24 protein-coding genes are annotated in these 21,415 nt (G+C 63.8%); 10 read left to right on the top strand and 14 right to left on the bottom strand.

Translation table 11 applies throughout. The features are described from left to right. The first annotated feature begins 133 nt into the window (after positions 1-133). Positions 134-655 carry a cysteine hydrolase family protein gene (locus tag QMX83_RS04125; protein WP_282295386.1) on the top strand — a complete coding sequence of 174 codons (522 nt, stop codon included), beginning with the start codon at positions 134-136 and terminating at the stop codon, positions 653-655. Here the strand turns inward: QMX83_RS04125 and QMX83_RS04120 are convergent. Continuing rightward, on the bottom strand, positions 652-1,863 hold the full coding sequence (locus QMX83_RS04120; protein ID WP_282295385.1) for an acyltransferase family protein: 1,212 nt from the start codon (positions 1,861-1,863) through the stop codon (positions 652-654). The genes QMX83_RS04125 and QMX83_RS04120 overlap by 4 nt on opposite strands. 153 nt (positions 1,864-2,016) lie before the next feature. On the opposite strand from QMX83_RS04120, the gene QMX83_RS04115 reads away from it, so the two are divergent. Further along, the gene (locus QMX83_RS04115) at positions 2,017-2,916 is read left to right on the top strand and encodes a LytTR family DNA-binding domain-containing protein (RefSeq protein WP_282295384.1); all 900 of its coding nucleotides are present in this window, start codon (positions 2,017-2,019) and stop codon (positions 2,914-2,916) included. Here the strand turns inward: QMX83_RS04115 and QMX83_RS04110 are convergent. From QMX83_RS04110 to QMX83_RS04100, 3 genes are all read right to left on the bottom strand, one after another. Further along, entirely contained in the window at positions 2,891-3,124 is a 234-nt protein-coding gene (locus QMX83_RS04110) for a hypothetical protein (protein WP_282295383.1), read from the bottom strand. The genes QMX83_RS04115 and QMX83_RS04110 overlap by 26 nt on opposite strands. 9 nt (positions 3,125-3,133) lie before the next feature. Further along, the gene (locus tag QMX83_RS04105; protein ID WP_282295382.1) at positions 3,134-4,129 is read right to left on the bottom strand and encodes an alpha/beta hydrolase; all 996 of its coding nucleotides are present in this window, start codon (positions 4,127-4,129) and stop codon (positions 3,134-3,136) included. 80 nt (positions 4,130-4,209) lie between these two features. Continuing rightward, positions 4,210-5,136, bottom strand: coding sequence for a LysR family transcriptional regulator (locus QMX83_RS04100; protein WP_282295381.1), 927 nt, complete (start codon positions 5,134-5,136; stop codon positions 4,210-4,212). A 143-nt stretch (positions 5,137-5,279) separates the two neighbouring features. Between QMX83_RS04100 and QMX83_RS04095 the strand changes: the two genes are divergently transcribed. Beyond that, complete coding sequence (locus tag QMX83_RS04095) at positions 5,280-6,410, top strand: alkene reductase (protein WP_345782612.1); 1,131 nt, start codon at positions 5,280-5,282, stop codon at positions 6,408-6,410. On the opposite strand, the gene QMX83_RS04090 is transcribed toward QMX83_RS04095, so the two are convergent. After that, entirely contained in the window at positions 6,395-6,817 is a 423-nt protein-coding gene (locus tag QMX83_RS04090) for a hypothetical protein (protein ID WP_282295380.1), read from the bottom strand. The two genes, QMX83_RS04095 and QMX83_RS04090, sit on opposite strands and share 16 nt — an antisense overlap. An 11-nt stretch (positions 6,818-6,828) precedes the next feature. Next, a complete protein-coding gene (locus QMX83_RS04085) occupies positions 6,829-7,317 on the bottom strand; it encodes a hypothetical protein (RefSeq protein ID WP_282295379.1) in 489 nt (162 codons plus the stop codon). A gap of 158 nt (positions 7,318-7,475) precedes the next feature. On the opposite strand from QMX83_RS04085, the gene QMX83_RS04080 reads away from it, so the two are divergent. From QMX83_RS04080 to QMX83_RS04065, 4 genes are all read left to right on the top strand, one after another. Beyond that, on the top strand, positions 7,476-7,721 hold the full coding sequence (locus tag QMX83_RS04080) for a hypothetical protein (protein ID WP_282295378.1): 246 nt from the start codon (positions 7,476-7,478) through the stop codon (positions 7,719-7,721). A 177-nt stretch (positions 7,722-7,898) separates the two neighbouring features. Continuing rightward, positions 7,899-8,618 carry a hypothetical protein gene (locus QMX83_RS04075; protein ID WP_282295377.1) on the top strand — a complete coding sequence of 240 codons (720 nt, stop codon included), beginning with the start codon at positions 7,899-7,901 and terminating at the stop codon, positions 8,616-8,618. 17 nt (positions 8,619-8,635) lie between these two features. Then, complete coding sequence (locus tag QMX83_RS04070; RefSeq protein ID WP_282295376.1) at positions 8,636-10,225, top strand: DUF2235 domain-containing protein; 1,590 nt, start codon at positions 8,636-8,638, stop codon at positions 10,223-10,225. 146 nt (positions 10,226-10,371) lie between these two features. After that, entirely contained in the window at positions 10,372-11,091 is a 720-nt protein-coding gene (locus QMX83_RS04065) for a hypothetical protein (protein ID WP_282295375.1), read from the top strand. On the opposite strand, the gene QMX83_RS04060 is transcribed toward QMX83_RS04065, so the two are convergent. Beyond that, a complete protein-coding gene (locus QMX83_RS04060; protein ID WP_282295374.1) occupies positions 11,088-11,594 on the bottom strand; it encodes a hypothetical protein in 507 nt (168 codons plus the stop codon). The two genes, QMX83_RS04065 and QMX83_RS04060, sit on opposite strands and share 4 nt — an antisense overlap. Positions 11,595-11,679: 85 nt before the next feature. On the opposite strand from QMX83_RS04060, the gene QMX83_RS04055 reads away from it, so the two are divergent. The 3 genes from QMX83_RS04055 (at position 11,680) to QMX83_RS04045 (ending at position 14,321) form a co-directional block, all read left to right on the top strand. Further along, on the top strand, positions 11,680-13,110 hold the full coding sequence (locus tag QMX83_RS04055) for a hypothetical protein (protein ID WP_282295373.1): 1,431 nt from the start codon (positions 11,680-11,682) through the stop codon (positions 13,108-13,110). 58 nt (positions 13,111-13,168) lie between these two features. Then, entirely contained in the window at positions 13,169-13,552 is a 384-nt protein-coding gene (locus QMX83_RS04050; protein WP_282295372.1) for a hypothetical protein, read from the top strand. Positions 13,553-13,748: 196 nt separating this feature from the next. After that, on the top strand, positions 13,749-14,321 hold the full coding sequence (locus tag QMX83_RS04045) for an Ax21 family protein (protein ID WP_282295371.1): 573 nt from the start codon (positions 13,749-13,751) through the stop codon (positions 14,319-14,321). Positions 14,322-14,417: 96 nt separating this feature from the next. On the opposite strand, the gene QMX83_RS04040 is transcribed toward QMX83_RS04045, so the two are convergent. The 7 genes from QMX83_RS04040 to QMX83_RS04010 form a co-directional block, all read right to left on the bottom strand. Further along, entirely contained in the window at positions 14,418-14,825 is a 408-nt protein-coding gene (locus tag QMX83_RS04040) for a methyl-accepting chemotaxis protein (protein WP_282295370.1), read from the bottom strand. A gap of 43 nt (positions 14,826-14,868) precedes the next feature. Then, positions 14,869-16,530: a cache domain-containing protein gene (locus QMX83_RS04035; protein ID WP_282295369.1), complete on the bottom strand. Its 1,662-nt coding sequence runs from the start codon at positions 16,528-16,530 to the stop codon at positions 14,869-14,871. A gap of 96 nt (positions 16,531-16,626) precedes the next feature. After that, positions 16,627-17,931, bottom strand: a complete 1,305-nt coding sequence (locus tag QMX83_RS04030; protein ID WP_282295368.1) for a carbohydrate porin — start codon at positions 17,929-17,931, stop codon at positions 16,627-16,629. Between the two features lie 79 nt (positions 17,932-18,010). After that, positions 18,011-19,579 (bottom strand): NosD domain-containing protein, encoded by a 1,569-nt coding sequence (locus QMX83_RS04025; RefSeq protein WP_282295367.1) that lies wholly within the window; start codon positions 19,577-19,579, stop codon positions 18,011-18,013. Positions 19,580-19,591: 12 nt separating this feature from the next. Next, the gene (locus QMX83_RS04020) at positions 19,592-20,083 is read right to left on the bottom strand and encodes a pyridoxamine 5'-phosphate oxidase family protein (RefSeq protein WP_282295366.1); all 492 of its coding nucleotides are present in this window, start codon (positions 20,081-20,083) and stop codon (positions 19,592-19,594) included. A gap of 10 nt (positions 20,084-20,093) precedes the next feature. Further along, positions 20,094-20,807 (bottom strand): DUF554 domain-containing protein, encoded by a 714-nt coding sequence (locus QMX83_RS04015; RefSeq protein ID WP_282295365.1) that lies wholly within the window; start codon positions 20,805-20,807, stop codon positions 20,094-20,096. Beyond that, a complete protein-coding gene (locus tag QMX83_RS04010; RefSeq protein WP_282295364.1) occupies positions 20,804-21,403 on the bottom strand; it encodes a UbiX family flavin prenyltransferase in 600 nt (199 codons plus the stop codon). Before QMX83_RS04010 ends, QMX83_RS04015 begins: the two co-directional genes overlap by 4 nt. Between the last annotated feature and the right edge of the window lie 12 nt (positions 21,404-21,415).

The following is a 21,415-nucleotide window of genomic DNA, read 5'->3' as shown; positions in this document are numbered from 1 at the left end:
AGACCCCGCTCTGGTAGAGACGGTCGCAAGACGTCTGCCGATAGCAACGATTACTGCTTTAGCGCATGAAAGCGGCCCGCTATCATGCGATCACCGAATTCGATTTCCGCTGGGGTCCAGGGTGAAAGCTGTTGTGATCATTGATGTTCAGCAGGGCCTGTTCGGACCGGACCCCACGCCGGCCAGTTCGAACGAGGTGATCTTCCGCATCAATCGGCTCACCGAGCGCGCCCGGCAGCACAATGTGCCGGTGATCTTCGTGCAGCACGAGGCGGCGCAGGGCGACCATTTCCGCCATGGCAGTGAGGCGTGGGCCTTGGTATCCGAGCTTGAAATCGCCGAGACAGACCTGCTGTCGCGCAAGACCACGCCGGACTCCTTCCACAACACCGACTTGGCCGCCACGCTGTCCGGCCTGGGTGTCACGCATCTGGTGGTCTGCGGCTACGCCACCGAGTTCTGCGTGGACACCACGGTGCGCCGCGCCGCCGCGCTGGGCTATGAGATCACGCTGGTCGCCGACGCACATACGACCCATGACAAACCGCATGCACCGGCGACGGCGATCATTGTCCACCACAACGCGACGCTGCCCAGCATCCGCAGCTTCGGGGTGAAGATTGCCGCCGTACCCGTAGATGAGGTTGTGTTCTAGGCGTTGCCACTGGTCGCGGGCAGCCGTGCCGGCGTCGGGCTTCCGTGCTTCAAGCCAAACAGCGGCCGCAGCCATGCCACCCGGCGGATGGCCTCATACAGGAAAAGCGCCAGCGCAAAGGTCATCAGCACCAGCAGCGGCCCTTCCACACCCGGTGAAAGCCCAAGCGGCTTCAAGTTGTGCGCGGCCACCACAATGATGGTCTGGTGCAGGATGTAGACCGGGAACACTGCCGACACCAGATAGCGCAGCGCGCGACTATCCCCAGGGCTCCAGTGCCGGGCAAAGCCCAACACCGCCACGATGGCGCACCACTGGTCCAGACCCCACACGGCACGCATGGCTATGCGCAGCATTTCTGGTGGGTCGGCGTCGGCGTAGGCGTAGCCGCGGAAGTACGCAAGTAGACCGGCCCAACTGGCCAGCCACAGCAGCAGCGCCAGCCAACGTAGGCGCGCGAGTGCCTTCCAGAAGGGCGCAGCGCGCGCCAGCAGAAACCCCAGCAGAAACACGCTGAAGTACTGGGCATGACTGTACCAGTCATCGATCAGCGCATGGGTCTGCTCGAATCGACTGGCCAGCGCGATGCGCAGCACTCCCAGCAGCAGTGCCGGCAGAATCAGAGCGCCCAGTCCGGACAGCGGTCGCTCCAGGACCTGCCCCATCAGCTGCAATACACGCGGAGCAAGCGCCCAGATCAGCCAGAGCACGGCGGTGTAGGCCCACAGGTAAGCAACGAACCACAGGTGGTTCCAAGTGGGCACGTACAGGCAGCCCTCGGCATCGCAGAATCCGTCGTAACCAGTGAAGTACTGCCCCAGGAAGGCGAAGTAGCCGGCGTGATACCCCCCGGGCAGCTGCTCCACCACTTCATAGTAGGACTGCGGCGGCACGACCACGGCAATGCCGAACGCCAGCGGCACCAGCAACCGCCAGGAGCGGGATCCCAGCAGCCGGCGCTTGCTGCCTGCGTCGGGGTCGGTCCCGGTCGGCCCGCCAAACAGATACGCGGTGGCCACCCCGGACACCAGGAACAGCAACGACAGCCGCCATGGGGAGCTCAGCATCATCAGCGGCTCCAGCGTGTTACTGGCGTATGGGCTCTTCACGTGCCAGCTCCAGGTCACGTAGTACATGCCCACGTGGTAGAGCACCAGTACCCCGAAGGCGCAGACACGGACCCAGTCCAGATCGTAACGGCGGTGCATGCCCAGCTCCTGTCGAAAGAGTGCCTACGCTGCAACATGTTCGACAGGGGTATTAGCGCAGAGGGCCAAACGGCGGGGGTTTGGGGACGAACCGACCGCGGATAGTGACGAACGGAGATGGTCGTCAGGGCATGTGCTACCTAAACTGGCACCATGACCCCCCCAGCCTTGATGCCCTACGAACGTTACCTGCCCTGGCGGCGCGTGTGCGAAGCCGGATTCTGGCTGCTGCTTATCGGCGCGAACCTGGTAGGCAACAGCATCACCACGCTCATCGAACTGCGGCGGTCCGATCCTGCCGCCGAGGTCTGGCAGCCCGTCGTCTGGGAGGCCAGCAGTGCGCTGATGTGGCTGCTGCTCATTCCCGTGCTGGTGGCGTACACGCGCCGGTTTCCCTTGCATTGGGACACCTGGCGGCAATGGGCAATGGCCTTTGTGCCATTGAGCGTCGCTGTCTGTCTGGTGCACGTGGCCGGAATGGTCACGCTGCGCGTACTGGCCTACCGGGTAATGGGAATGGAGTACACCTTCGGCCCCTGGTCGCGCGAGCTCGCCTACGAGTATCTGAAGGACGCGCGCAGCGTTGCCACCATCATCCTGCTGATCGAAGGCTATCGCTTCCTGCTGCGGCGCTGGCAAGGTGAAGCGAGCGTACTGACCGAGCCGGATGAAAGCCCACCGGTTGAGTCCGTGGAACGCCCCGGCCGCTTCGTGGTGCGCAAGCTGGGTCGCGACTTCCTGATTGCCGCTGACGACATCGAATGGGCGCAATCCTCCGGGAACTATGTGAACCTGCGTGTACGCGGTCATGACTATCCGCTGCGCAGCACCTTGGCCAGTCTTGAGAGCCTGCTCGACCCCAGTCGATTCCAGCGCATCCACCGGAGTTATCTGGTGGCGCTGGACCAGATCGCTTCGCTGGAACCGCTGGATACCGGCGATGCCCGTGTGCACCTGCGCGACGGCACTGCGCTGCCCTGCAGCCGGCGCTATAGGCAGGAGCTGCGGGAGCGGGCTGGACTGGGGGTCAGTTCAGCAGCGACCGGAGGATAAGGACGCCTGCAACCACAAGCGCGCCCCAGAACAATAGACCCACCACTGCGCAGGCCGTTTCGGATGGCTCCTTGCTGGGCCGAAGCGTCACCAGCACGATATGGCCGGTGCCCTTGATGATGGCCTCGAAGAAGATGCCCACGAGTACGTAGACCACGAAGCGGAACACGCCGCCGAGCAGGCCTCCTGCGATGTCGTCCAATGGCATGTGTGGTCCTTACTGCCGGGCTTTCGGGTCAAGCAGCCACACCAGCACATCCCGATGCAGGGCTTCGACTTCAGTCGGCGTTTTCCCGCCCCCAAGGCTGTGCCGCATGCCGGGCACTTCCCGGTAACGGAACAACACACCTGTGTCCCGCATGCGCTCGGCCAGTTTGCGTGCGGACGCCACCGGCACCGAGCCATCGCGCTCGCCATGCACCACCAGCAGGGGGGCGCGAAGATCACGAAGGATGTTAGCTTCCACCGCATCCAGGCGACTGGCCCAGGCGGCATACGTGTTGGCCTCGCCCATCCAGTCACGACCGGGCACCGGCTGCATGCGGATCTCGTCCATCTGCTGGCGCAGCGAGGTTCGGCATTCGGTGGCGTCCGCATTCGTGGCACACACCATGTCTTCCATCGACGCCGCCATCGGTACACCGCCGCCGAAGCCGATGAGGGCCACTGCGTGTGTTTGCGGGTAGTACGACGCAAGCCGTGCACCCACGCGCCCGCCGTCGGAGAATCCCCAGATCAGCAGATCTCCGTTCCACCAGTCCGCATGGGCGCGCAGGTATTGAAGCGCGCGCAGGTGGTCCACGACGCGCTGATCGATCGTGTAGTACTGCTTGAATTCCTGGCTGCAGGCAAAGTCCGGACCAATCTCAATATCACCGTCGGCGTTCTTCTTCGGGACGGTGGGACCAGGCTTTTCGACGATGGCGACAGCGTAAGGTTCTTTCGTCGTGTCTCGATGCAGCAGCCACTGCGCCGTTTCGTCCTCGGTCGAAGGTATGCACAGTGAACCACCTATGTAGATCAGCAGCGGGACTTTTTCCTGAGTGACAGGACGCTGCAGGTGAACGCCCAGAGAGGAGCCATCCAATCGGGCGATCTGAAGGGGACTCTGCACATCAACGTTGCCGGCGGTAGCCAGCCACGAGGTAGAAAGCAGGAGCACAATGGCGCTGGATCGCGCCCAGCGAGCCAGACGTCCTTGAGCGGGCTGCACGGCTATGTTCGTTCCCTGAAGTAGTCCAAGGATAATGCCGTCATCCACATTCCCGGACAAGCGGGTCGGAATGCCTCGGCTTACATGTCCAGACACCAGTACGGCGGCGAGCCGATCGCCTCCAGAATGAACGCCGAAACGGTCTGCACCTTGCGCGAGCGCATCTTGTTCTCCGGCGAGAGCATCTGCAGGTAGATCTGGTCCGGTTGGGTGGAGAACTGCCACTGCGGCAGCAGCTTCACCATGTCGCCGCGTGCGAAGGTGCCCTGCTCGAACATCCAGTCCGGGAACAGCACGATCCCACGCCCGGCCACGGCCGCCGCCAGCAGCGCCTCGGCGTTGTTGCTGCGAAGGGGTCCGGTGACGTTGAGTACCTTCAGCGGTTGCTCGTCGCCGGCATTGACGTACCAGCGCTGCATGCCCAGCTGCCCTTTGTAGACCAGACAGCGGTGCTGCAGCAGGTCTTCGGGAGTTTCCGGCGTGCCATGGGCTTCGAGATACGTCGGGCTGGCCACCAGCTGATGGCGGTTGGGCGAGATCACCTTACCAATCAGCCCCGAGTCCACCAGCGGACCGATGCGGATGGTGATGTCCACGCCGTCCTGCACGGGATCGATGTACAGGTCGGTCAGGGTCAGCTCCACCACCAGTGCCGGATGCAGCTCCTGCAGTTCGGCGATGATCGGCGCGATGTGCCGGCGGCCCAGCGATTCCGGTGCGTTGATGCGGATCAGCCCGCTGATGCCCGCATCCTTGCCCTCCATCTGTTCGGCGGCCTGGTCGAGGATCTCCAGCGCGTCGCGCACTTGGTGATGGAACAGCTCGCCGGCCTCGGTGAGGCGCACCGCGCGCGTGCTGCGATAGAGCAGCTGCTTGCCCAGCTCCTTCTCGAGCGCGGCAATGAAGCGCGACACCGACGAGGCTGGAACACTGTATTGCCGGGCGGCGGCCAGGAAGCTGCCGGTGGCGGCAACGGTCAGAAAGTAGCGGAGAGCCTTGAGCTGCATGGGCGGCGCGGCACCGATAGGTAAATTGCGATTCCAGCAATAGTGATTTGCCGGTCGGCGTGATTGTAGCCCGTTTGGCAAGCCCCTAGCTTGATGGGCAGCGCGCAGCCACCTGCGCCCCTTCCCTACCGCAGGACACCCTGATGAGCCGTTTGTTTGAACCCTTTGATCTGGCTGGCACCCCGCTGAGCAACCGCGTGGTGATGGCCCCGCTGACCCGTGCGCGTGCACCGAATGACGCCGCCGACGAGCGCACCGCGCTCTATTACGCCCAGCGCGCCAGCGCCGGCCTGATCGTGAGCGAGGGCACCCCGATCTCCCGCGAGGGCCAGGGCTATCTGTTCAACCCGGGCATCTTCACCCCGGAGCAGATCGCCGGCTGGCGCTTGACCACCCACTCGGTGCGCGCCAACGGCGGCCGCATGTTCGCCCAGCTGTGGCACGTGGGCCGCGTGTCGCACCCGACCATCCAGTTCGACAACCAGCAGCCGGTCAGCGCCAGCTCCAAGCAGGCGGTGGGCGCACAGGCCTTTGGCTACAACGCGCAGGGCGAAGCGGCGTTGATTGAGACCCCGGCCCCGCGTCAGCTGGAGACCGATGAAATTCCGCGCATCGTGGAAGCTTTCGCGCAGGCCGCGGCCAATGCCATCGAGGCTGGCTTCGATGGCGTGGAAATCCACGGGGCCAACGGCTACCTGCACGAGCAGTTCCTCAATCCGCTGGTGAACGATCGCAGCGACGCCTACTCCGCCGCCACGCTGGAGAACCGGCTGCGCTTCACGCTGGAAGTGATTGATGCGGTGGTGGCGCGTATTGGAGCCAAGCGCACCGCGATCCGCCTGTCGCCGTATGGCCAGCTGTTCGACATGCCGCTGTACCCGGAGATCGGCGCAACCTACACCGCGCTCGTACGAGAGATCGGCAAGCGCGAACTGGCCTATGTGCACCTGATGGACCAGTCGGGCTACAAGATGGGGGACCGGCCGGCCGACGGCAGCGGCGATGGCGGCTTTGAAGGCCTGCTGCACAGCCTGAAGCCGCACCTGCCGAAGACGGCGCTGATTCTGGCCGGCGGCATGACCCGCGAGCGCGCCGAGCAGTTGATCGAAGACGGCGTGATCGATCTGGCTGCGTTCGGTGCCAGCTTCATCAGCAACCCCGATTTGGTGGCGCGGTTGAAGAATGGCTGGCCGCTGGCTGCGCCGAAGCGCGAGTCGTTCTATGGCGGTGGCGCGGAAGGGTATATCGATTATCCGACTTACGCTGAGGCGTAATGGCGGAGTCCGCACCGCCGGGTTTCAGGGCGGTGCGGTTCCAACCAGACGGGTGCATGGTGCGAGCAACCGGCATCAACGTGGTGGTAGGCCTTGACGCCAATCTGTCGCAGACCCCAGGGAAGGACCAGATAGCGTTGCACATGGGTTGTGCCGTGCAGATCGAATGGCACGAAGTACATCGTCTCTACCAGGAAGGGTGCTTCGACACGGGCAAAGACATCGGCCCTTCCCAGCGCCACCTTGCGTCCACCGAACTCGAGACCGGTGACGCCCCGGCGCTGGATATCCTGAAACGTCAGGTCAGCGCATACCGGTACGGCGCGCCATGCAAGTGCATATCCTGCGCCGATCACAAGCGCCATCGCTGCAACGGTACCGATGGCGAACACCTTCCACTTCTGCATGCTGGATTCTCTCACTTCTCAGTATCTGCGGCATTGATCGCCGGGCAGACATCAAGTTCTTCGGAGACGTGCAGACGGCCTTCTGTATCCCTCACTCGGGCTCGAACTTTTCCCGTATAGCCCGGTCCTGGCCAAAGTTCGGCGGTCACAAAGACGTCCATCTGATCACCGGATTCAAAGCGAACCTGACGCTCTGAGCGGGCGTACTCATCCAGGTCTCCGCCGAAAATCTCGTAAGATCGTGGCGGAACGAACTCGATGTCGAACGAACGCGCATGAAGCCAGTCACGCTCCTGTCCAGGTGCAGAGAGATGAAAAGCGATGCGTTCCGTAGAGCGATTGGTCAGCCGTAGTGGAATACGCGTGTTGTCCCGCGTATCCAGACACGTCGTGCCCTTGGGCTGCACAAGCACAAGCTCAGACCCGATGGGCGCTGCCTGAGAAAGCGCCTGGCCCGAAGCGAACAGTGAAACTACAGCGGCAGACATCCAGAGGCGCATGGTGACGATCCTTCGCGGCGTGTGTACACGTACCCATCATCCCGCATTCCGGGGATGCAGGTAACCATCCCCGGCCCTGTACGAGTCCAGAACCTGTGCTAACGTCCGCCTGAGACCCGGGCCATCCGGCCCGATCCCATGGAAGAGGGAGGCGCGCAATGGAAGACGACGTCAATCTGTACCGGCCCAAGAGCCTGAAGAAACGTGATGCCCATCACGATGCTCAGTTGGCGCGTGAGGTGGAGACCATCAACAGGGGTATTCGCCGTGCACTGGGGCCCTTACCGTTGGGCGGATTGCCCAAGGTGATCAAACGCAAGCCGCTGTTAGCCAACCCTGGTAGCCCAGCGGAGGCGACCGCAGATCCCGATCATGCATCCACGCCTTCAGCCGTAGTCCCATAGCCCTTCGCTGAAGTCGATGCTCTCCGCGGTGACGTTGCACGGTTAACGCCATTAGCGACGCGACCTGTCGTCATTGGCCTTAGGTGATGTGTCTCAACAATCGCGCCAAAAACCTGTGCTACCGTCAATTTCAACGTCGGCGTGCATAGCTGACGCATCGGAAGACGGATACGTACGATGGACGATGACGAGAAGCGCTTGATGCCCAGAATTTCCAAGCACATGGCTGCTGCCGCCAGCCTTGCCTTGGCGGCCTGTGCCACCACAGGGGGCGCATCGCCTCCCACCCACAAAATGCAGGAGAGTGCACCGATGGCACATGCGCGGTTTACGTATCCAGAGACGCCGGTGCTGACGAGTGGTGAGCTGGCTCCGGCGGGTGATCCTGCCAAGGCAGCTGAGATGAATGATCAGGCACCCGCATGGCCGCTTCGCTTCGACAAACACAACTTTTCGGCACGCTGCCACGACACGCTTACCTGCGAAGTGGTTTACGACGGTGTTCACCATGGTTCGGATAAGCCGACTCGCGCTTCTGCGTCGTATGGTCCGGACTATCTGAAGGATTGGAACGGCGGGCATGGCGGCGTGCGGAACTTCCCGCCGCCGGCAAAAGTGGTGTGGACCTCAAAGGACGGGACGTCGCACGAGACGGAGATCGACATCGGCGAAATCTTTGCGGATCAGCTGGTTCGGCACTATGTGCCGAGGGAGGAGGTCGCTGCAGTACCCAACGGGCGGATCAGCGTGAACCCGGCGATTCTGCTTGAGGTCAACGACCGGACCATTCGCGTCTACATGAAGGCCTTCATTCCTACCAAACACCTGCAGGCACCAGGAAACCCGCTTTCTGCGGTGCGTAGGGATCTCGTACTGGTCAAGACATACACCTACTGAGCCAAAGGAATGATCCCATGGGTGAGCTGAGCTCAAGCACAGGAAGCCGTCCTGCCAGCGCCGATGATCTTCGACTGGAGCAGACACTGCGCGAACAGATGGCGCAGCTATCTGTCCCGCTGCTACAACGCAGCGCCAATACGCATGAGCACCTTTTCTTCGCGTTTCTGGATGGCACAGGGCAGGACCTCAATAACCCCAAGCTCGGTGCTCCCACGACTATCGGCTTGGCGTTTAAACAGGCCCAGGTGATTGCCGATGAGCCAGATAGCCGGGTGGGCGCGCACTATTCCAGAGGCATCGGCACGCAGCAGAATGCAATCGGACGCGCGCTTGATGGCGCATTCGCGTACTCATGGGACGACGGCATCAAGGAAGCCTACCGGGCATTGGCTGACCAGTCGCAACAGTGGAAGCAAGCAGACCCGGATGCGCAGATCCGTGTGGTAAGCGCAGGCTACAGCCGTGGTGCGGTCCAGGTCGCGGGCCTTGCACGCCTGGTGGATGAGTACGGCATCGCCAATCCATCCAGTCTGGAGTTCGGGCAGGACAGGAATGGCAACATCAGCGTCATCAGCAAGCTGCCACTTCTTGTTGCCCCCGGCCAAGCTGTGCAGGCCACACTGCATCTGGACCCCGTAGCCACCACGATGCCCGCCAACTACGACGCGCGTCTGCCGCCCAGCGTGATCTCGCGCGTCTCCATTCTTGCCGCCGACGAGCGCCGCGAACTGTTCCCGCACCAGACCATCAACGACCCGGGCATGACGCCGGATCGTCTGGCGATCAATGTCACCGCGCCGGGTGGACACTCCAACGTGGGGGGCGGCAACAGAGAGCCGGGCCTGGAGATTCTCACCGGCAACGCCGCGATGGACTATCTGAACCTGCTGAGCGACCGACCGCTGTTCGATAAGCGACCAGTGCCAACTGACTTGTCCACGGTCACCGTGTATCAAGCCGGCGGTGCCACCGCTGCGTTCGGATTGAAGCTGGACAACGACGGCCAGCGCAATCTGCGTGACGAGCTGGCCAGCTGCAAGATCGTCGATCCCTGTCGTGATTCAGAGCCTGTGGACCAGAAGCTGGCGTCGCAGTTCGAGTACCGGTCCATCCAGGTGGACGTCCTCGAACGGGCGCAGTTGCAGGCGTTGGTGCAGCAAGCCGTGGAGCGGGATCTGGATCACACGCGACCGGGGCCGGATTCGCCTCAACATCCGCGTCATGGCGCGCTGCTGCAGATCCGCGAAGGTGTACAGACGGCCGAGCGCGACGGCCAGATCAGGTTTGCCAGCGATAGCGAGCGTGAGCAGTTCAGTCGCTCGGCGCTGGCGAGCTTGAGCGACGGGGCGCCCAACGTGTCACGCGTGGATGCGGTAGTCATCGGCAACAAGGGGTATGCCTTCCTGGTCGAGCACGGCAGCAACCCGCACGATCAGCGGCGGGTGCCGTTTGACATCGAGCAGGCAAAGCAGACGCCCGTGGCAGTGTCTGACCAGAAGCTGGAGGCAGCCAGCCGGGACGCTGATCAGCAGCAGAATGTGCAGCGGCAGCAGTCTCCTGTCAGGGAGGCAGAGGAACCTGCCGTCAGCGGTTTCTCGCGATGATGTGTGGGCTTCGCAGCCGGCGGCGTAATGCCTCCGGGTTGCTCCTTGAGCGAACTTGACGATCTGCCAAGTGGAACCTGAATGGGGTGCCGTAGAATGGGTCGGCAATGCCGTCACCCACCTCACACCGACATGCAAGGACGACCATGAAGCTGCTCCGCAACCAGATTCCCAACGACATCGGCAAGTGCGTTGACCGCGATGACTACGAGTTCTGCATCCAGTCGGTGGACGTGACCAGCGACGGCAACAGGGCGTTGCTGTTGGGCATCTACGAGGATCCGGATTTCCCCGAGGTCTTCATCTACGACGCGCGCACCGGCGTAGCACGCCAGGTCGAGAGCGACGACGCGTTCATCGATGTACCGCTCGGCAAGGCGTTCTGGGCTCCGAACGACCAGGACTTCTACCTCAATCGTCATGACTGCGACGATCTGTACAAGATCGAGCTGGACCCGGAGACGTATTCGATCACGGCGTTCGAGGATGTCGAAGAGACCGATGACTACATCGTGGCCCGGCTCAGGGAAGTGCTGGACCTCATCCACGACGATAACAACTACAAAGAGCCGGTCGTTCCGCCCAGCTACGAGAACAAACACCACGAGTTCCTGGTGAAGCTGGTTGACGCGTTCAGCTCTGGAATTCGGGCGCAGACCAATCTCGTCAAGCTGTTCTGGAGCAACTATGAGCCAGAGGCAGCGAAGACCCGCGCACGTGACTTCAAACGTCAGTTCCAGGGTCACTATTATTCAATGGAGCAGATGAAGCAGGAGCTCGGCGTGGAACTGGACACCAGCGAGGTCAAAGCCGCGCTCGATGCGCTTGAAGCGCTGTACGAGCCAGCTACCAAGAGCGACGCCTAGTCCGCAGGCACAGGCTCACCGCTCGCGTGCACTGTGTAGTGGATCACCACATACACGGTGCCGCTGGTCGAGTGGAAATTCCGCAGCGCCTCCGCCTCGTTGTGAAACCGGGTCAGGCGCTCCGTCTCCGCGTCCGGCGCATCGCGTACCTGCATGTCAAATGTTGTGGGTCGGTCCGGGGTCAGCGTGTAGCGCGCCATGACCCCGAAGCTGGCTTCACTCTTTGCGAAGGCGGCGGCGGCGATCGGCTTGACTGCGGCATGGAGCCGCATCAGCTCGTCGTGCGGCAGGTTGCGCACGCAGCGATCCTGAGGACTCATCATCTGAAAGTCGGCAAGCGTGATGTTGGCGGCAGGCTTGCCCTCGGCGTTGGGCAGATAGATGCCTATCGCTTCTCCGCAGAAATGTTCCTCGAAACCCTGAGTCGTCTCCGCGCTGCCGAGCGCGGGCATCAGTGCCAACAGCACGAACAGACTGGATCTGGCTGTGATTGCGTTGAACATGGTCCTTCATGCTCCAAGGTGGGCGGCTGAACTGCCGAAGCTATAATGCCGCCTCGGACAGCCGGAGGAAAAGGATCTCCACCCCATGCGCCATCACCGGATTACCTTCGGCTGCGTTCTTGCCCTCGGACTCGGCTCGCTCGTCGCCTGTGCGAAAGGGCCTGCCGCTGCAGGCGTGGGGCCAGTCGTCACCATCGATCGCGCCCCCGTGCCCAAGCGCTATTCGGCACCGTTGCCCTTTACCGTGCAGGGCCTGCATGCCTGGGAAGAAGGCGATCCGGCACTGCCGCCGGTCGGGCACGTCGTGGACCATCTGCTGGCGGGCGATGCCGGGATGTTCAAGCGGCTCCAGCGCTCGGCCAAGCGCGTTCCGGTTGACCAGACCCTGGCCTGGGCCGAAGGTTGGCGGTCGCTGACGCGGCTGCGCGTCGCCTCCGAAGCGTTCTGTGCGCAGGCCAGGCCGGTCATGGCCGGGGCGGCCTCAGGGTTTCGCAACGCACTTTCAGGCGCTTTCGCGGCCAACTGCCGGAAGCCCGAGGACGCGTCTCTGCTGCTGCGTGCCGACACGCCTTATTGGGCGGTGCTGGAAGCCTATGAAGACCTCATCGACGTCAACCCGACGCCGCCCCCGTTCGACCAGGTGCTGGTAGGCGCTGCACAACAGGCCATCGACAAGGGCAACCGGTTTGAGGCCTGGGGCGCAGCGTTGACGCTTGCCCGCCGGCCCGAGCCTGAAGCCTGGGAGGCGCTCCACGCCATCCAAAAGCGCATGCCCCCGGGTGAGCTCGCGGACGAGCTGGCCACCAGTTTCTACCGGACCGGCGATCCTGCATTGCACGCGATTGCCGCCCGGGTCTGCGCCGGCATGGACAAGCAGCATTACGTATGTGAAGAGGGGCCACGCAAGGATTCGCTGGACGCAGCGCTTGAGGCACGGCCGAAGGACACAGCAGCGGCTGTTGAGTCGGCGCGGGCGCAACTGGTCAGCCTTGGGTTCAGCCGGTTGGAAGATTCCTCCGGCCGAACGTACGAACATGCTGATCCGACCACCCTGTTGACCCAGGCCGGCTACATACATGCGTTCGATGCCGAGACCGGTCGGTTCCCCAACGAGCACGAGGCCGTGCTGCGTCCGCTGGCTCAATTGGTACAGCCTGCATTGGACGGCGCGGTGTTTGAGGAAGTATTCCCTACGGACGAGGACGGTGCTTACACCTTGGTGGCCTATCTGGACGGCAAGCGCTATCGCACTCCCGCACGAAACCGGGGCGACTGGTATGACGTGGACGCGGTGTTACGCCTGCTGGAGGCGATGCTGGAAGATCGTGGCCGGCCCGAGCGCTTTGCCTCGCTCCATACCCGCGACCAGGTGGCACTGATCGTCGGCGGCCCGCGTTCGGCCATCGACGGAGCATTCAGCGTCGGACTGTTGCAGCCAGGAGAGTCAGACCAGGCCGAACGCCACGGCAAGGCGTCTGAAGAATTTGTACGGAAGCGGTTGGAGGCCGAGCAGTAGCGAGTGATGGGTCTTTGATCTACCGATTTTCATCAATGGGAAAACCTGGAATCTACACATGAGAAAGCTTGTTCTTCTGTTTTCACTCGCTCTTCTGGCCGCGTGCCATAAGTCCCCATCCCTCCAGGGCAGCTGGGTGGTCGACCTTGTCGCCACGACTGACAGGGCCAAGGCCGCTGGCCTGCCTGATTCCGTCGCTGGCGAGATCCGCGAGATCTATGACGGGGGCCTGCTCGAGATTACGCCTGACACACTCGCCATTCGCATTGAGGGCATTCCCGAAGCAATCACCCGAAACTACAAAGTGGTAGGTGAGTCAGACGGTTGCTACACCCTTGAGATCAGTGGCGACCCCGGCCGGCACGCGTACTGCATTGAGGGCGAGTCCCTGGTCGTGCGTGATCCAAGCGCAAAGATTGCCCTTGTCTACAAGGGGCGTTAACAGCTTTGTCGCAAGGGGGCGACCTCAGCGACGAGAGTTCCCTGAACCCCCGCTTCATTCATGTACTGGTCAGTTCAATATTCAGGGGCGATTGAGACGTCCAACGGATAATTAACACCTGTCGACCATCCGCTCTCTCCCCTCCCCCAAGCGGTGTGGTCGGCAAAACCAAAAATAAAAAAGGTGTGTCCCGATTATGAAGACCTCTCTGCTTGCTCTGGGCCTGATGGCCGCGCTGCCGTTCGCCGCTTCCGCCGCTGATGGCCTGTCGTACAACTACGTGGAAGGCGGTTACGTGAACACCGACGCCAAGGGTGGCGATGCGGACGGCTGGGGCGTGAAGGGCTCCGTGGCTGTGCATCCGAATTTCCACATCTTTGGTGACTACAACGCGCAGGAAACCAAGCGCGGCAACGCCGACGTGGACCAGTGGCGCATCGGTGCCGGCTACAACTACGGCATCGCCCCGACCACCGACCTGGTCGCCCGCGTTGCCTACCAGAAGTTCGACCCGAAGCACGGTCTGGACTTCAACGGCTACAGCACTGAAGTCGGTGTGCGTACCGCGTTCACCCCGAACTTCGAGGGCTACGCGATGGCCGGCTACGAAGATTTCACCGAGAAGCACGGCATCAACCCGGACGGTGAGTTCTATGGCCGCGTGGGTGCGCAGGCCAAGTTCACCCCTAACTGGGGCCTGAGCGGCGAAGTGAAGCTGGCCAAGGGCGGCGACAAGGAGTACTTCGTTGGGCCGCGCTTCACGTGGTGAGTGTTGAAATACTCATGCAGTACGTTGTTGTGTGACGTGTGACCTCTCTCCCACGCGTCATGGAAAGCCCGGCTCCCTAGCCGGGCTTTCTTTTTTTCAGGCCAGGCGGAACACCGCCACCGCCTCCATCAGCGACTGCGACTGCTGTTCCAGGCTGCGGGCGGCGGCGGTGGCTTCTTCCACCAGGGCCGCATTCTGCTGGGTGGTCTGGTCCATGCTGACCACGGCCTGGTTCACCTGCTCGATGCCGCTGGCCTGCTCGGTACTGGCAGCGGCGATCTCATTGATGAGGTCGGTGGTGCGTGCGGCCGCCTGACGCAGGGTGGTGATGGCTTCGCCGGCATTGGCGCTGATCTCCAGCCCGGCTTCGACGCGCTCGCCGGAGGCGTGAATCAAGCCCGCGATCTCTTTCGCAGCGGTGGCGCTGCGTTGCGCGAGCGTGCGCACTTCGCTGGCCACCACGGCGAACCCCCTGCCCTGCTCGCCGGCGCGGGCGGCTTCCACGGCGGCGTTGAGCGCCAGGATGTTGGTCTGGAAGGCAATCCCATCAATCCTCTGTGATGCGGTTGGAGGCCTCGCTGATCTGGGTCATCACCCGCACCACGCCGTCGATGGCCTCGCCGGTGCGGCGTACCGCCACACCGGCATCCTGTGCGGCGCGATCGGCCTGGCGCGTGTGCTCGGCATTCTGCTGCACGGTGGAGGTGAGTTCCTCCATCGACGCGGCGGTTTCCTCCAGGTCGGCGGCTTGGCGCTCGGAGCGCTGCGAAAGATCCTCGTTGCCGGCGGCGATCTCGGCCGCGGCCGTGCTGATGCTGCCACTGGCCTGCTGGATGCGACCGATGATGTCGGTCAGCTGGGTGACGGTGGCATTGGCATCGTCGCGCATGCGGGCAAACACACCACGGGCGTCGCCGTCCATGCGCGCGGTGAGGTCGCCGCTGGCGATCTGCTTGAGCAGGTGCGAGATCTGCTCCAGGTTGGTATCGGCGCTGGCGATCATGGCGTTGAGGTCATCGATCATCGCGCGGAAGCCGAACTGGAAGCGCTGCGCGTCGCCGCGCTGACTGAAGTCGCCGGCGGCGGCCGCTTCGGCCAGGCGGCGGATCTCGGCGTTGATGGCTGAGAGATTGGCCTTCACCGTGGCCATGGTGCGGGTGATCTCGGCCTTTTCGCCGGGGTAATCCGGAACGCTGTGGTCGAGGTCGCCGACCGCGTAATGCGCCATCACCTCCATCAGTTGCTGCTGGGTCTGTACGTGCGCATCGACCAGAGCATTGGTGTCGCGCGCCATGGCCCCGAACTGCCCGGCAAACGCGGTGTCGTCCATGCGATAGCTGAGCGTGCCGGCATCGTGCTCGCGCGCCATGGCGTTCTGTGCGTCCATCAGCGCACGCAGCTGCTGCTGCATGCGTGCCATGCCTTCCAGCAACGAGCCGATCTCGTTGCGACCGCAGTTGCGGAACGGCGTGTCCAGGTTGCCGTGGCCAATCGCGGTGGCGACCTCGGTGGCATGCCGCAGCGGGACGTTGATGCTGGTGGTGAGCACGCGCACGGCCACCATCAGCAGCCCCCAGACGACGATGAAGATCACCCCCAGGCGCGCCATGGCGGCCCAGAACGCCGCAGACAGATCATCCACATACACGCCCGAGCCGACCACCCAGTTCCAGTCGGGAATTCCCCGCACTTCGGTGATCTTGGCCACCGGCACGTTGCTGCCTGGGCGCGGCCACTGCTGGTCGACCACGCCGCCGCCCTGGGTACGTACCAGGCGCAGGAACTCCACATCAGCGGGCGCGTCGGCAATGCTGCCCACCAGGGCGTCATTGGCACCGTTCATCAGGCGACGGGCGCGCTTCTCATCCAGTATCTGGTTGATCCACACGTAGTTGTCCTCGCCATACCGCAGGTCATGGACCACGGCCAGGGCCTTGTGCTGCGCCTGTTCGCGGGTCAGCACGCCCTGCTTTTCCTGCGCGGCGTAGTGGGCAATGGCGGTGGTGGTGGCGTCCATCACCTGGGCCAGCGCCTGGCGGCGCTCGGCCATCAGCGAGGCGCGCGTGGTGACGCCCACATAGAGGCAGATGGCGGCGATGCCGACCACGGCGATCACGTTGATGAGGTGCAGGCGGGTCGAGATGCGCAAATTCCGCAGCCGCGACCCCAGGGCAGCGGCCATGCCGCGGCGGGAGGGGGGAGGTGTCATGGGGACTCACGAAAGAAGAGGCCCCGGTGCACGGGAGAGAGGTGTGCACCGGAGCGGGTGGCCGCAGGGGGGCGGCCGAGGGACGGCGGGAACGGCTTAGAAGGTGACCTTGGCCTGCAGGCCAAGGGCCAGCACGTCCTGGGTGTTCTTGTAGCGGAACGCACCCGGCTTGGTGATGTACTGCACGTCCGGACGCAGCGACAGCCAGGGCTTGAGCTGGAAGGTGTAGGCCAGCTCGACCAGCTCTTCGGCGGTGTTGAGTTCGAAGTCCGGGTCGGTGATCAGGCCCATGGCCTGCAGTTCCAGCTGCCGCTGCATCTGATGCGGGTTCACCGAGGCACGCACGTAGCCCAGCGCGATGCGGTCCTGCGGGCGGCTGTCGATCAGGCCCTGGTAGACGAAGCCGGCCGAGAACCAGCGGTGGATGGCGGCCGTCTGCTGCGACTGCGCGGTGTACTGGGCGAACAGGCTCAGGCCGCCGTTGGTGGCGTTGTTGGTGACCTTCTGGTCCACCATGACGTAGCCGCCTTCGCGATGGTCGGCGATCTGCCCGGCACGGTCACCCACCATGGCCATGTCGCTGGTGTCGTAGTAGTAGCCCACCTTGTAGTGACCCGGGTAATTACCCTTGTTGGCCGTACCCGGGGCCCACTCGAACTCCACCGGATACAGGTGACCGGTGGTGCCGTGTTCGTGCAGGCTCCAGCGGTTTTCCTCCAGGTTGTAGTTCGGGTTGACCAGCACCATGCCGGTGCGCAGCGTGGTTTCCGACGTCGGGTGGATCGTGATGTGGGTGGCCCAGCGCGGGCGCGGCCAGTTGGTCCAGCCGGCGCTGGTCGACAGCGAGATCGGATGCGCACACAGTGCAGCGTTCACGAAATTGGTCATGATCTGGTTGATGCCGAAATCATTGCCCATCACGTAGTAGCCGGCCTTCCAGTTCATCTTCCGGTTGAAGAAGTTGTGGTCGTAGCTGAGCTCGGTGAGGCGGGTGAACTGGTCGCTGTAGATCTCCTGGATCGGCATGTAGTCATTGCCGGCCAGTTCCTGCGAGGCACCGCGACCGCGGCGGTCGTTGATGGTCAGGTGGAAGCGACCATCGCCCCAGAAGTTCGTCAGCTTGCCCATGTCCACGTCCACCCCGACCTGGGTCTGGAACGCGTTGCGGGCACTGTGGTCGATACCGCCGGAGACCACGCCAGCCGCTTCGGTGATGAAGCCACCGCGTACGTTGATGCCCTTTTCAGCGAGGTCGGTGCGCACGCCATTCCAGTCACCGGTCATGGTCTGGCCGGAGAACGCGTTGCCGTTGTCGGCCATCGCTGCGAACGGGAGGGCCAGCAGCAGGCCGCACAAGGCCGTGACTGCCTGCGGGCAGCCCTTGAGGGGGGAGGTGTTCATTGCAATCCTTTGTTGCAGTGTGGGGAGTTCGCGGGTGCGGCGCGGTGGCCGCACCCGGTGTTGCAAAGATCGCCGTAGCTCAGCGGCGCAGCACCAGCGGGGTGCTGAGCGGCGAAGTGGCACCGTCGGGGCTGGTCGCGGTGGCGGTAACGTTGGCGGCCTGTGCGGCGTCAGCCGAGGTCAGCGGATAGACGAACTGGCCCCTGCCGCTGCCGTCCACCGGCACCTGCACGAAGCCGACATACCGTTCGGCCTCCAGTGCACCCGCGGTGCCGTTGGCGAACAGCTCCACGCGGTACAGGGTGTTGGGCGAGCCCTGGATCTCACCCTTCACGCCCACCGCGCCCTTGGCCATGCCGAGGGTGGCAAGCAGCGCGGGAGCCGCCTGGCCATGGTTGGGAGCTGCTTCGCAGCCTTCCACTGCGCCATCCAGCGCGCAGACCGTTTCCAGCTTGCTGACGTCGCTTTCCACGCCGCCACCCCGGTTGCCGATGAAGCGGCCATGCTCCAGCCCGGGCACGTTGAACACGATCGCGCCCTTCAGCTCGGGCAGGCAGGAGCCGCCGGCAAAGCAGCGGCGGATGTCCACGCCATTGCCATGCATTTCGTTGGCTCTGATGGTGTTCACCGCTGCACCGGTCACGCGGTTGCGGCCGGGGCTGGCGTCCTTACCCGCTTCGGCCTGCGGACGCACCGACACGGCGACGCGGTTGCCGGTCATGGTGTTGCCGTCGACGATGTTGCCGGTGCCGCTCAGCGTGACCGCCGACGAGTTGCCGGTGAAGGTGTTGCCGGAAATGTAGTTGCGGTTGCCCCAGTTCAGCTGCACACCGTCGGACAGATTCTCCCAGTGGTTGTGCACCACCATGTTGTCGTTGCCCCACAGGATCTCCAGCCCCTGCGAAGGCTCTTCATTGGCCTTGTCGTCGCTGGTGATGAAGTTGCCGGCGATCAGGTTGAAGGCTGCGCCGCGGGTCATCTCCATCGCGTCGCCGTTGTTGACGAAGCGGTTGTTGAGGATCTTGTTGTGCACCGTGGTGGTGGCGGTGGAGTTACCGTTGCCGTCGTCACCGGTGACCATGATGCCGGCCCCGCCCTTGTTGCCGACAATGCGGTTGTCGCGGATGAGGTTGCCGCTGGCGCGGTTGACCAGGATGCCGATGCAGAAGTTGCTGATCTCCAGGCCGCGGATCTCCACCGCCTCGGTGTCACGCAGGATCAGGCCGGGCTTGGTGGTCGTGCGCACGTTGGTACCGTACTGGCCGGGCACGGCACCGGGGCAGGCACGGGTGCCCGGGCCCTGTACGTAGGCACCGCCATCAATGGCGACGAAGGTGCCATTGCGTGCCCAGTCCACGTTCTCGATCACCACCGGGCCCTTGATCGGCGGCAGCTCGCGGGTGGGGCGGATCACGTACGGAGCCTGGCCGATGGCGGACAGCTCAATGCGGTAGTGCCCGGGATTGGCGTTGTTGGTTTCCAGTGCCCAGCGCAGGGTACCTTCGCTGCCGTCATCGGTGTAGCGCGTGACTTTCAGGACCTGCTGCTCGCCGCGCGGCAGCGCGGGTCCGGCCAGGGTCTGGGCAAACGCGGGGCTGGCCAGCAGGGCCAGGGCCAGCAGCGAGGGAGCGATGTGTTGCGGTTTCATACCGGGTATTCCTCAGAGTGACGATGTCGTCAGGGGGGTATGGAGGGCGGACGCGCCGGGGATGACCCGGCCGGCGTGCCGGTTCCACTGGACCTTGGTGCCGAAGCCCAACCGGTTGTCGGTCAGCTTCAGGCGCACCAGATGGATGTCCCACACGGCGGCGGTCATGCCGGCCGCCAGCGGGAAGCGTTGGTAGTAGCGCTGCAGCGCCGGGGCGGCCAGGCCGGGGGTATCCAGCTGCCGGGCCACGCCCAGGAACTGCACGCCGTGGATCTGGCGGATGTCGTCGAACTGCGGGGTGATGGTGCCGGCGACCTGGCGGTTCACCGACAGCATTTCGCCGTGGCGGGTGTCCAGCGAGCTCATCAGGATCAGGCGCTGTTCGCTGTCGTCATACACGTAGAACGCGTTGGCGGCCCACGGAATGTCGTCGTAGCACACAGCCAGCGACAGCACGTTGTACTGGTTGAGCACGGCCTGCAGCGCGGTGGGGACTTCATGCATGGTGCGCCTCCTAGAAGAACCGTACCCACAGCGCGGAGATCGGCATGGCCAGAATCAGCGCGGGCAGCATGTTGGCCACCGGGAACGACTTGATGCCGCAGATGCGCAGGCCGGTGGCCAGCATCAACAGACCGCCCACCGCCTTGAAGTCGTCGATCATCGCCGGGGTCGTCATCGGCAGGATCAGCGTGGCCCCGTAGGCCAGCGCCAGCTGCACGGCCAGCAGGACCACGGCGATGGTGGCCACCGAGTAGCCCAGGGTGATGGCGAAGATAGCGGCGGTGAACAGGTCGAGGAACGACTTGGCGATCAGGATGGTGGCGTCGCCGGTCATACCTTCGTTCATCGCCCCGAAGATGCCGGTGCCCGACGCCGCGAACAGGACCAGGATGGCGACGAATTTCTCCAGGAATTCGTCATGGCTGATGCCCTTGGGAGCGGGAGCGACACGCTCCACGATCGCCTTGGCGCTGGCTCCGACGCGGCCGATGCCACGCTCCAGCCAGATCACCTCGCCGAGCAGCGCGCCCAGAATGGCGGCCAGCACCATCACCGGCATGTGCTTGACGTTGGCGATCATCACCACGCCCATCGCCATCGAGGCGGCCCCGAAGGTGAGCGGCATGGCACTGCGCACGCGCTCAGGTATGCGGGTGGACAGCGCTGCGCCGGCCAGCGCACCAAACAGCACGGCCCCGGCGTTGATCCACGGTCCTACGATCATGCGGCTTCTCCTTCGGCCAGCGTGGCGTCGATGGTCTCGCCCCAGCGCGGGGTGGACGGGTGCTCCAGACCGAGCAGGCCAATGGCGCGCGCAGCGCTGTGCGCGATGATGTCGTCCACGCTCTGCGGACCGGCATACAGCGAAGGCACGGGCGGGAATACGATGGCCCCGTACTCGGTGACCTTGGCCATGTTGCGGATATGACCCAGGTGCAGGGGTGTTTCGCGCGCCATCAGGACCAGCTTGCGGCGCTCCTTCAGCACAACATCCGCGGCGCGGGTCAGCAGGTTGTCGGTCATGCCGTTGGCGATGCACGCCAGGGTGCGCATCGAACACGGTGCGACAATCATGCCGAGCGTGCGGAACGAACCGCTGGCAATCGGTGCACCCACCGCACCGGCGGGGTAGACCACGTCGGCCAGTGCTTCCACGGCGGCGCGGTCAAACGCGGTTTCATGCTGGCGGGTGAGGCCCGCCGCCTTGGACATCACCAGATGGGTCTCGGCCCCCAGCTCCCGAAGGAGCTGGAGGGCTTTGACGCCATACTGGAAGCCGGTCGCGCCGCTGATGCCGACGATGACTCGGGGCTTTTGCATGGCACTACTCCC

It is taken from the genome of Stenotrophomonas sp. PS02289 (assembly GCF_029960115.1).
Lineage (GTDB): Bacteria > Pseudomonadota > Gammaproteobacteria > Xanthomonadales > Xanthomonadaceae > Stenotrophomonas.
This window is presented reverse-complemented; position numbering and strand designations above follow the sequence as displayed.

Bases quoted from the DNA above. Each gene is read 5' to 3' on its own strand.
- QMX83_RS04120 (WP_282295385.1), bottom strand. From the start codon at position 1,863: ATGCACCGCCGTTACGATCTGGACTGGGTCCGTGTCTGCGCCTTCGGG.
- QMX83_RS04115 (WP_282295384.1), top strand. From the start codon at position 2,017: ATGACCCCCCCAGCCTTGATGCCCTACGAACGTTACCTGCCCTGGCGG.
- QMX83_RS04110 (WP_282295383.1), bottom strand. From the start codon at position 3,124: ATGCCATTGGACGACATCGCAGGAGGCCTGCTCGGCGGCGTGTTCCGC.
- QMX83_RS04100 (WP_282295381.1), bottom strand. From the start codon at position 5,136: ATGCAGCTCAAGGCTCTCCGCTACTTTCTGACCGTTGCCGCCACCGGC.
- QMX83_RS04095 (WP_345782612.1), top strand. From the start codon at position 5,280: ATGAGCCGTTTGTTTGAACCCTTTGATCTGGCTGGCACCCCGCTGAGC.
- QMX83_RS04090 (WP_282295380.1), bottom strand. From the start codon at position 6,817: ATGCAGAAGTGGAAGGTGTTCGCCATCGGTACCGTTGCAGCGATGGCG.
- QMX83_RS04085 (WP_282295379.1), bottom strand. From the start codon at position 7,317: ATGCGCCTCTGGATGTCTGCCGCTGTAGTTTCACTGTTCGCTTCGGGC.
- QMX83_RS04080 (WP_282295378.1), top strand. From the start codon at position 7,476: ATGGAAGACGACGTCAATCTGTACCGGCCCAAGAGCCTGAAGAAACGT.
- QMX83_RS04075 (WP_282295377.1), top strand. From the start codon at position 7,899: ATGGACGATGACGAGAAGCGCTTGATGCCCAGAATTTCCAAGCACATG.
- QMX83_RS04070 (WP_282295376.1), top strand. From the start codon at position 8,636: ATGGGTGAGCTGAGCTCAAGCACAGGAAGCCGTCCTGCCAGCGCCGAT.
- QMX83_RS04065 (WP_282295375.1), top strand. From the start codon at position 10,372: ATGAAGCTGCTCCGCAACCAGATTCCCAACGACATCGGCAAGTGCGTT.
- QMX83_RS04060 (WP_282295374.1), bottom strand. From the start codon at position 11,594: ATGTTCAACGCAATCACAGCCAGATCCAGTCTGTTCGTGCTGTTGGCA.
- QMX83_RS04055 (WP_282295373.1), top strand. From the start codon at position 11,680: ATGCGCCATCACCGGATTACCTTCGGCTGCGTTCTTGCCCTCGGACTC.
- QMX83_RS04050 (WP_282295372.1), top strand. From the start codon at position 13,169: ATGAGAAAGCTTGTTCTTCTGTTTTCACTCGCTCTTCTGGCCGCGTGC.
- QMX83_RS04045 (WP_282295371.1), top strand. From the start codon at position 13,749: ATGAAGACCTCTCTGCTTGCTCTGGGCCTGATGGCCGCGCTGCCGTTC.
- QMX83_RS04035 (WP_282295369.1), bottom strand. From the start codon at position 16,530: ATGACACCTCCCCCCTCCCGCCGCGGCATGGCCGCTGCCCTGGGGTCG.
- QMX83_RS04030 (WP_282295368.1), bottom strand. From the start codon at position 17,931: ATGAACACCTCCCCCCTCAAGGGCTGCCCGCAGGCAGTCACGGCCTTG.
- QMX83_RS04025 (WP_282295367.1), bottom strand. From the start codon at position 19,579: ATGAAACCGCAACACATCGCTCCCTCGCTGCTGGCCCTGGCCCTGCTG.
- QMX83_RS04020 (WP_282295366.1), bottom strand. From the start codon at position 20,083: ATGCATGAAGTCCCCACCGCGCTGCAGGCCGTGCTCAACCAGTACAAC.
- QMX83_RS04015 (WP_282295365.1), bottom strand. From the start codon at position 20,807: ATGATCGTAGGACCGTGGATCAACGCCGGGGCCGTGCTGTTTGGTGCG.
- QMX83_RS04010 (WP_282295364.1), bottom strand. From the start codon at position 21,403: ATGCAAAAGCCCCGAGTCATCGTCGGCATCAGCGGCGCGACCGGCTTC.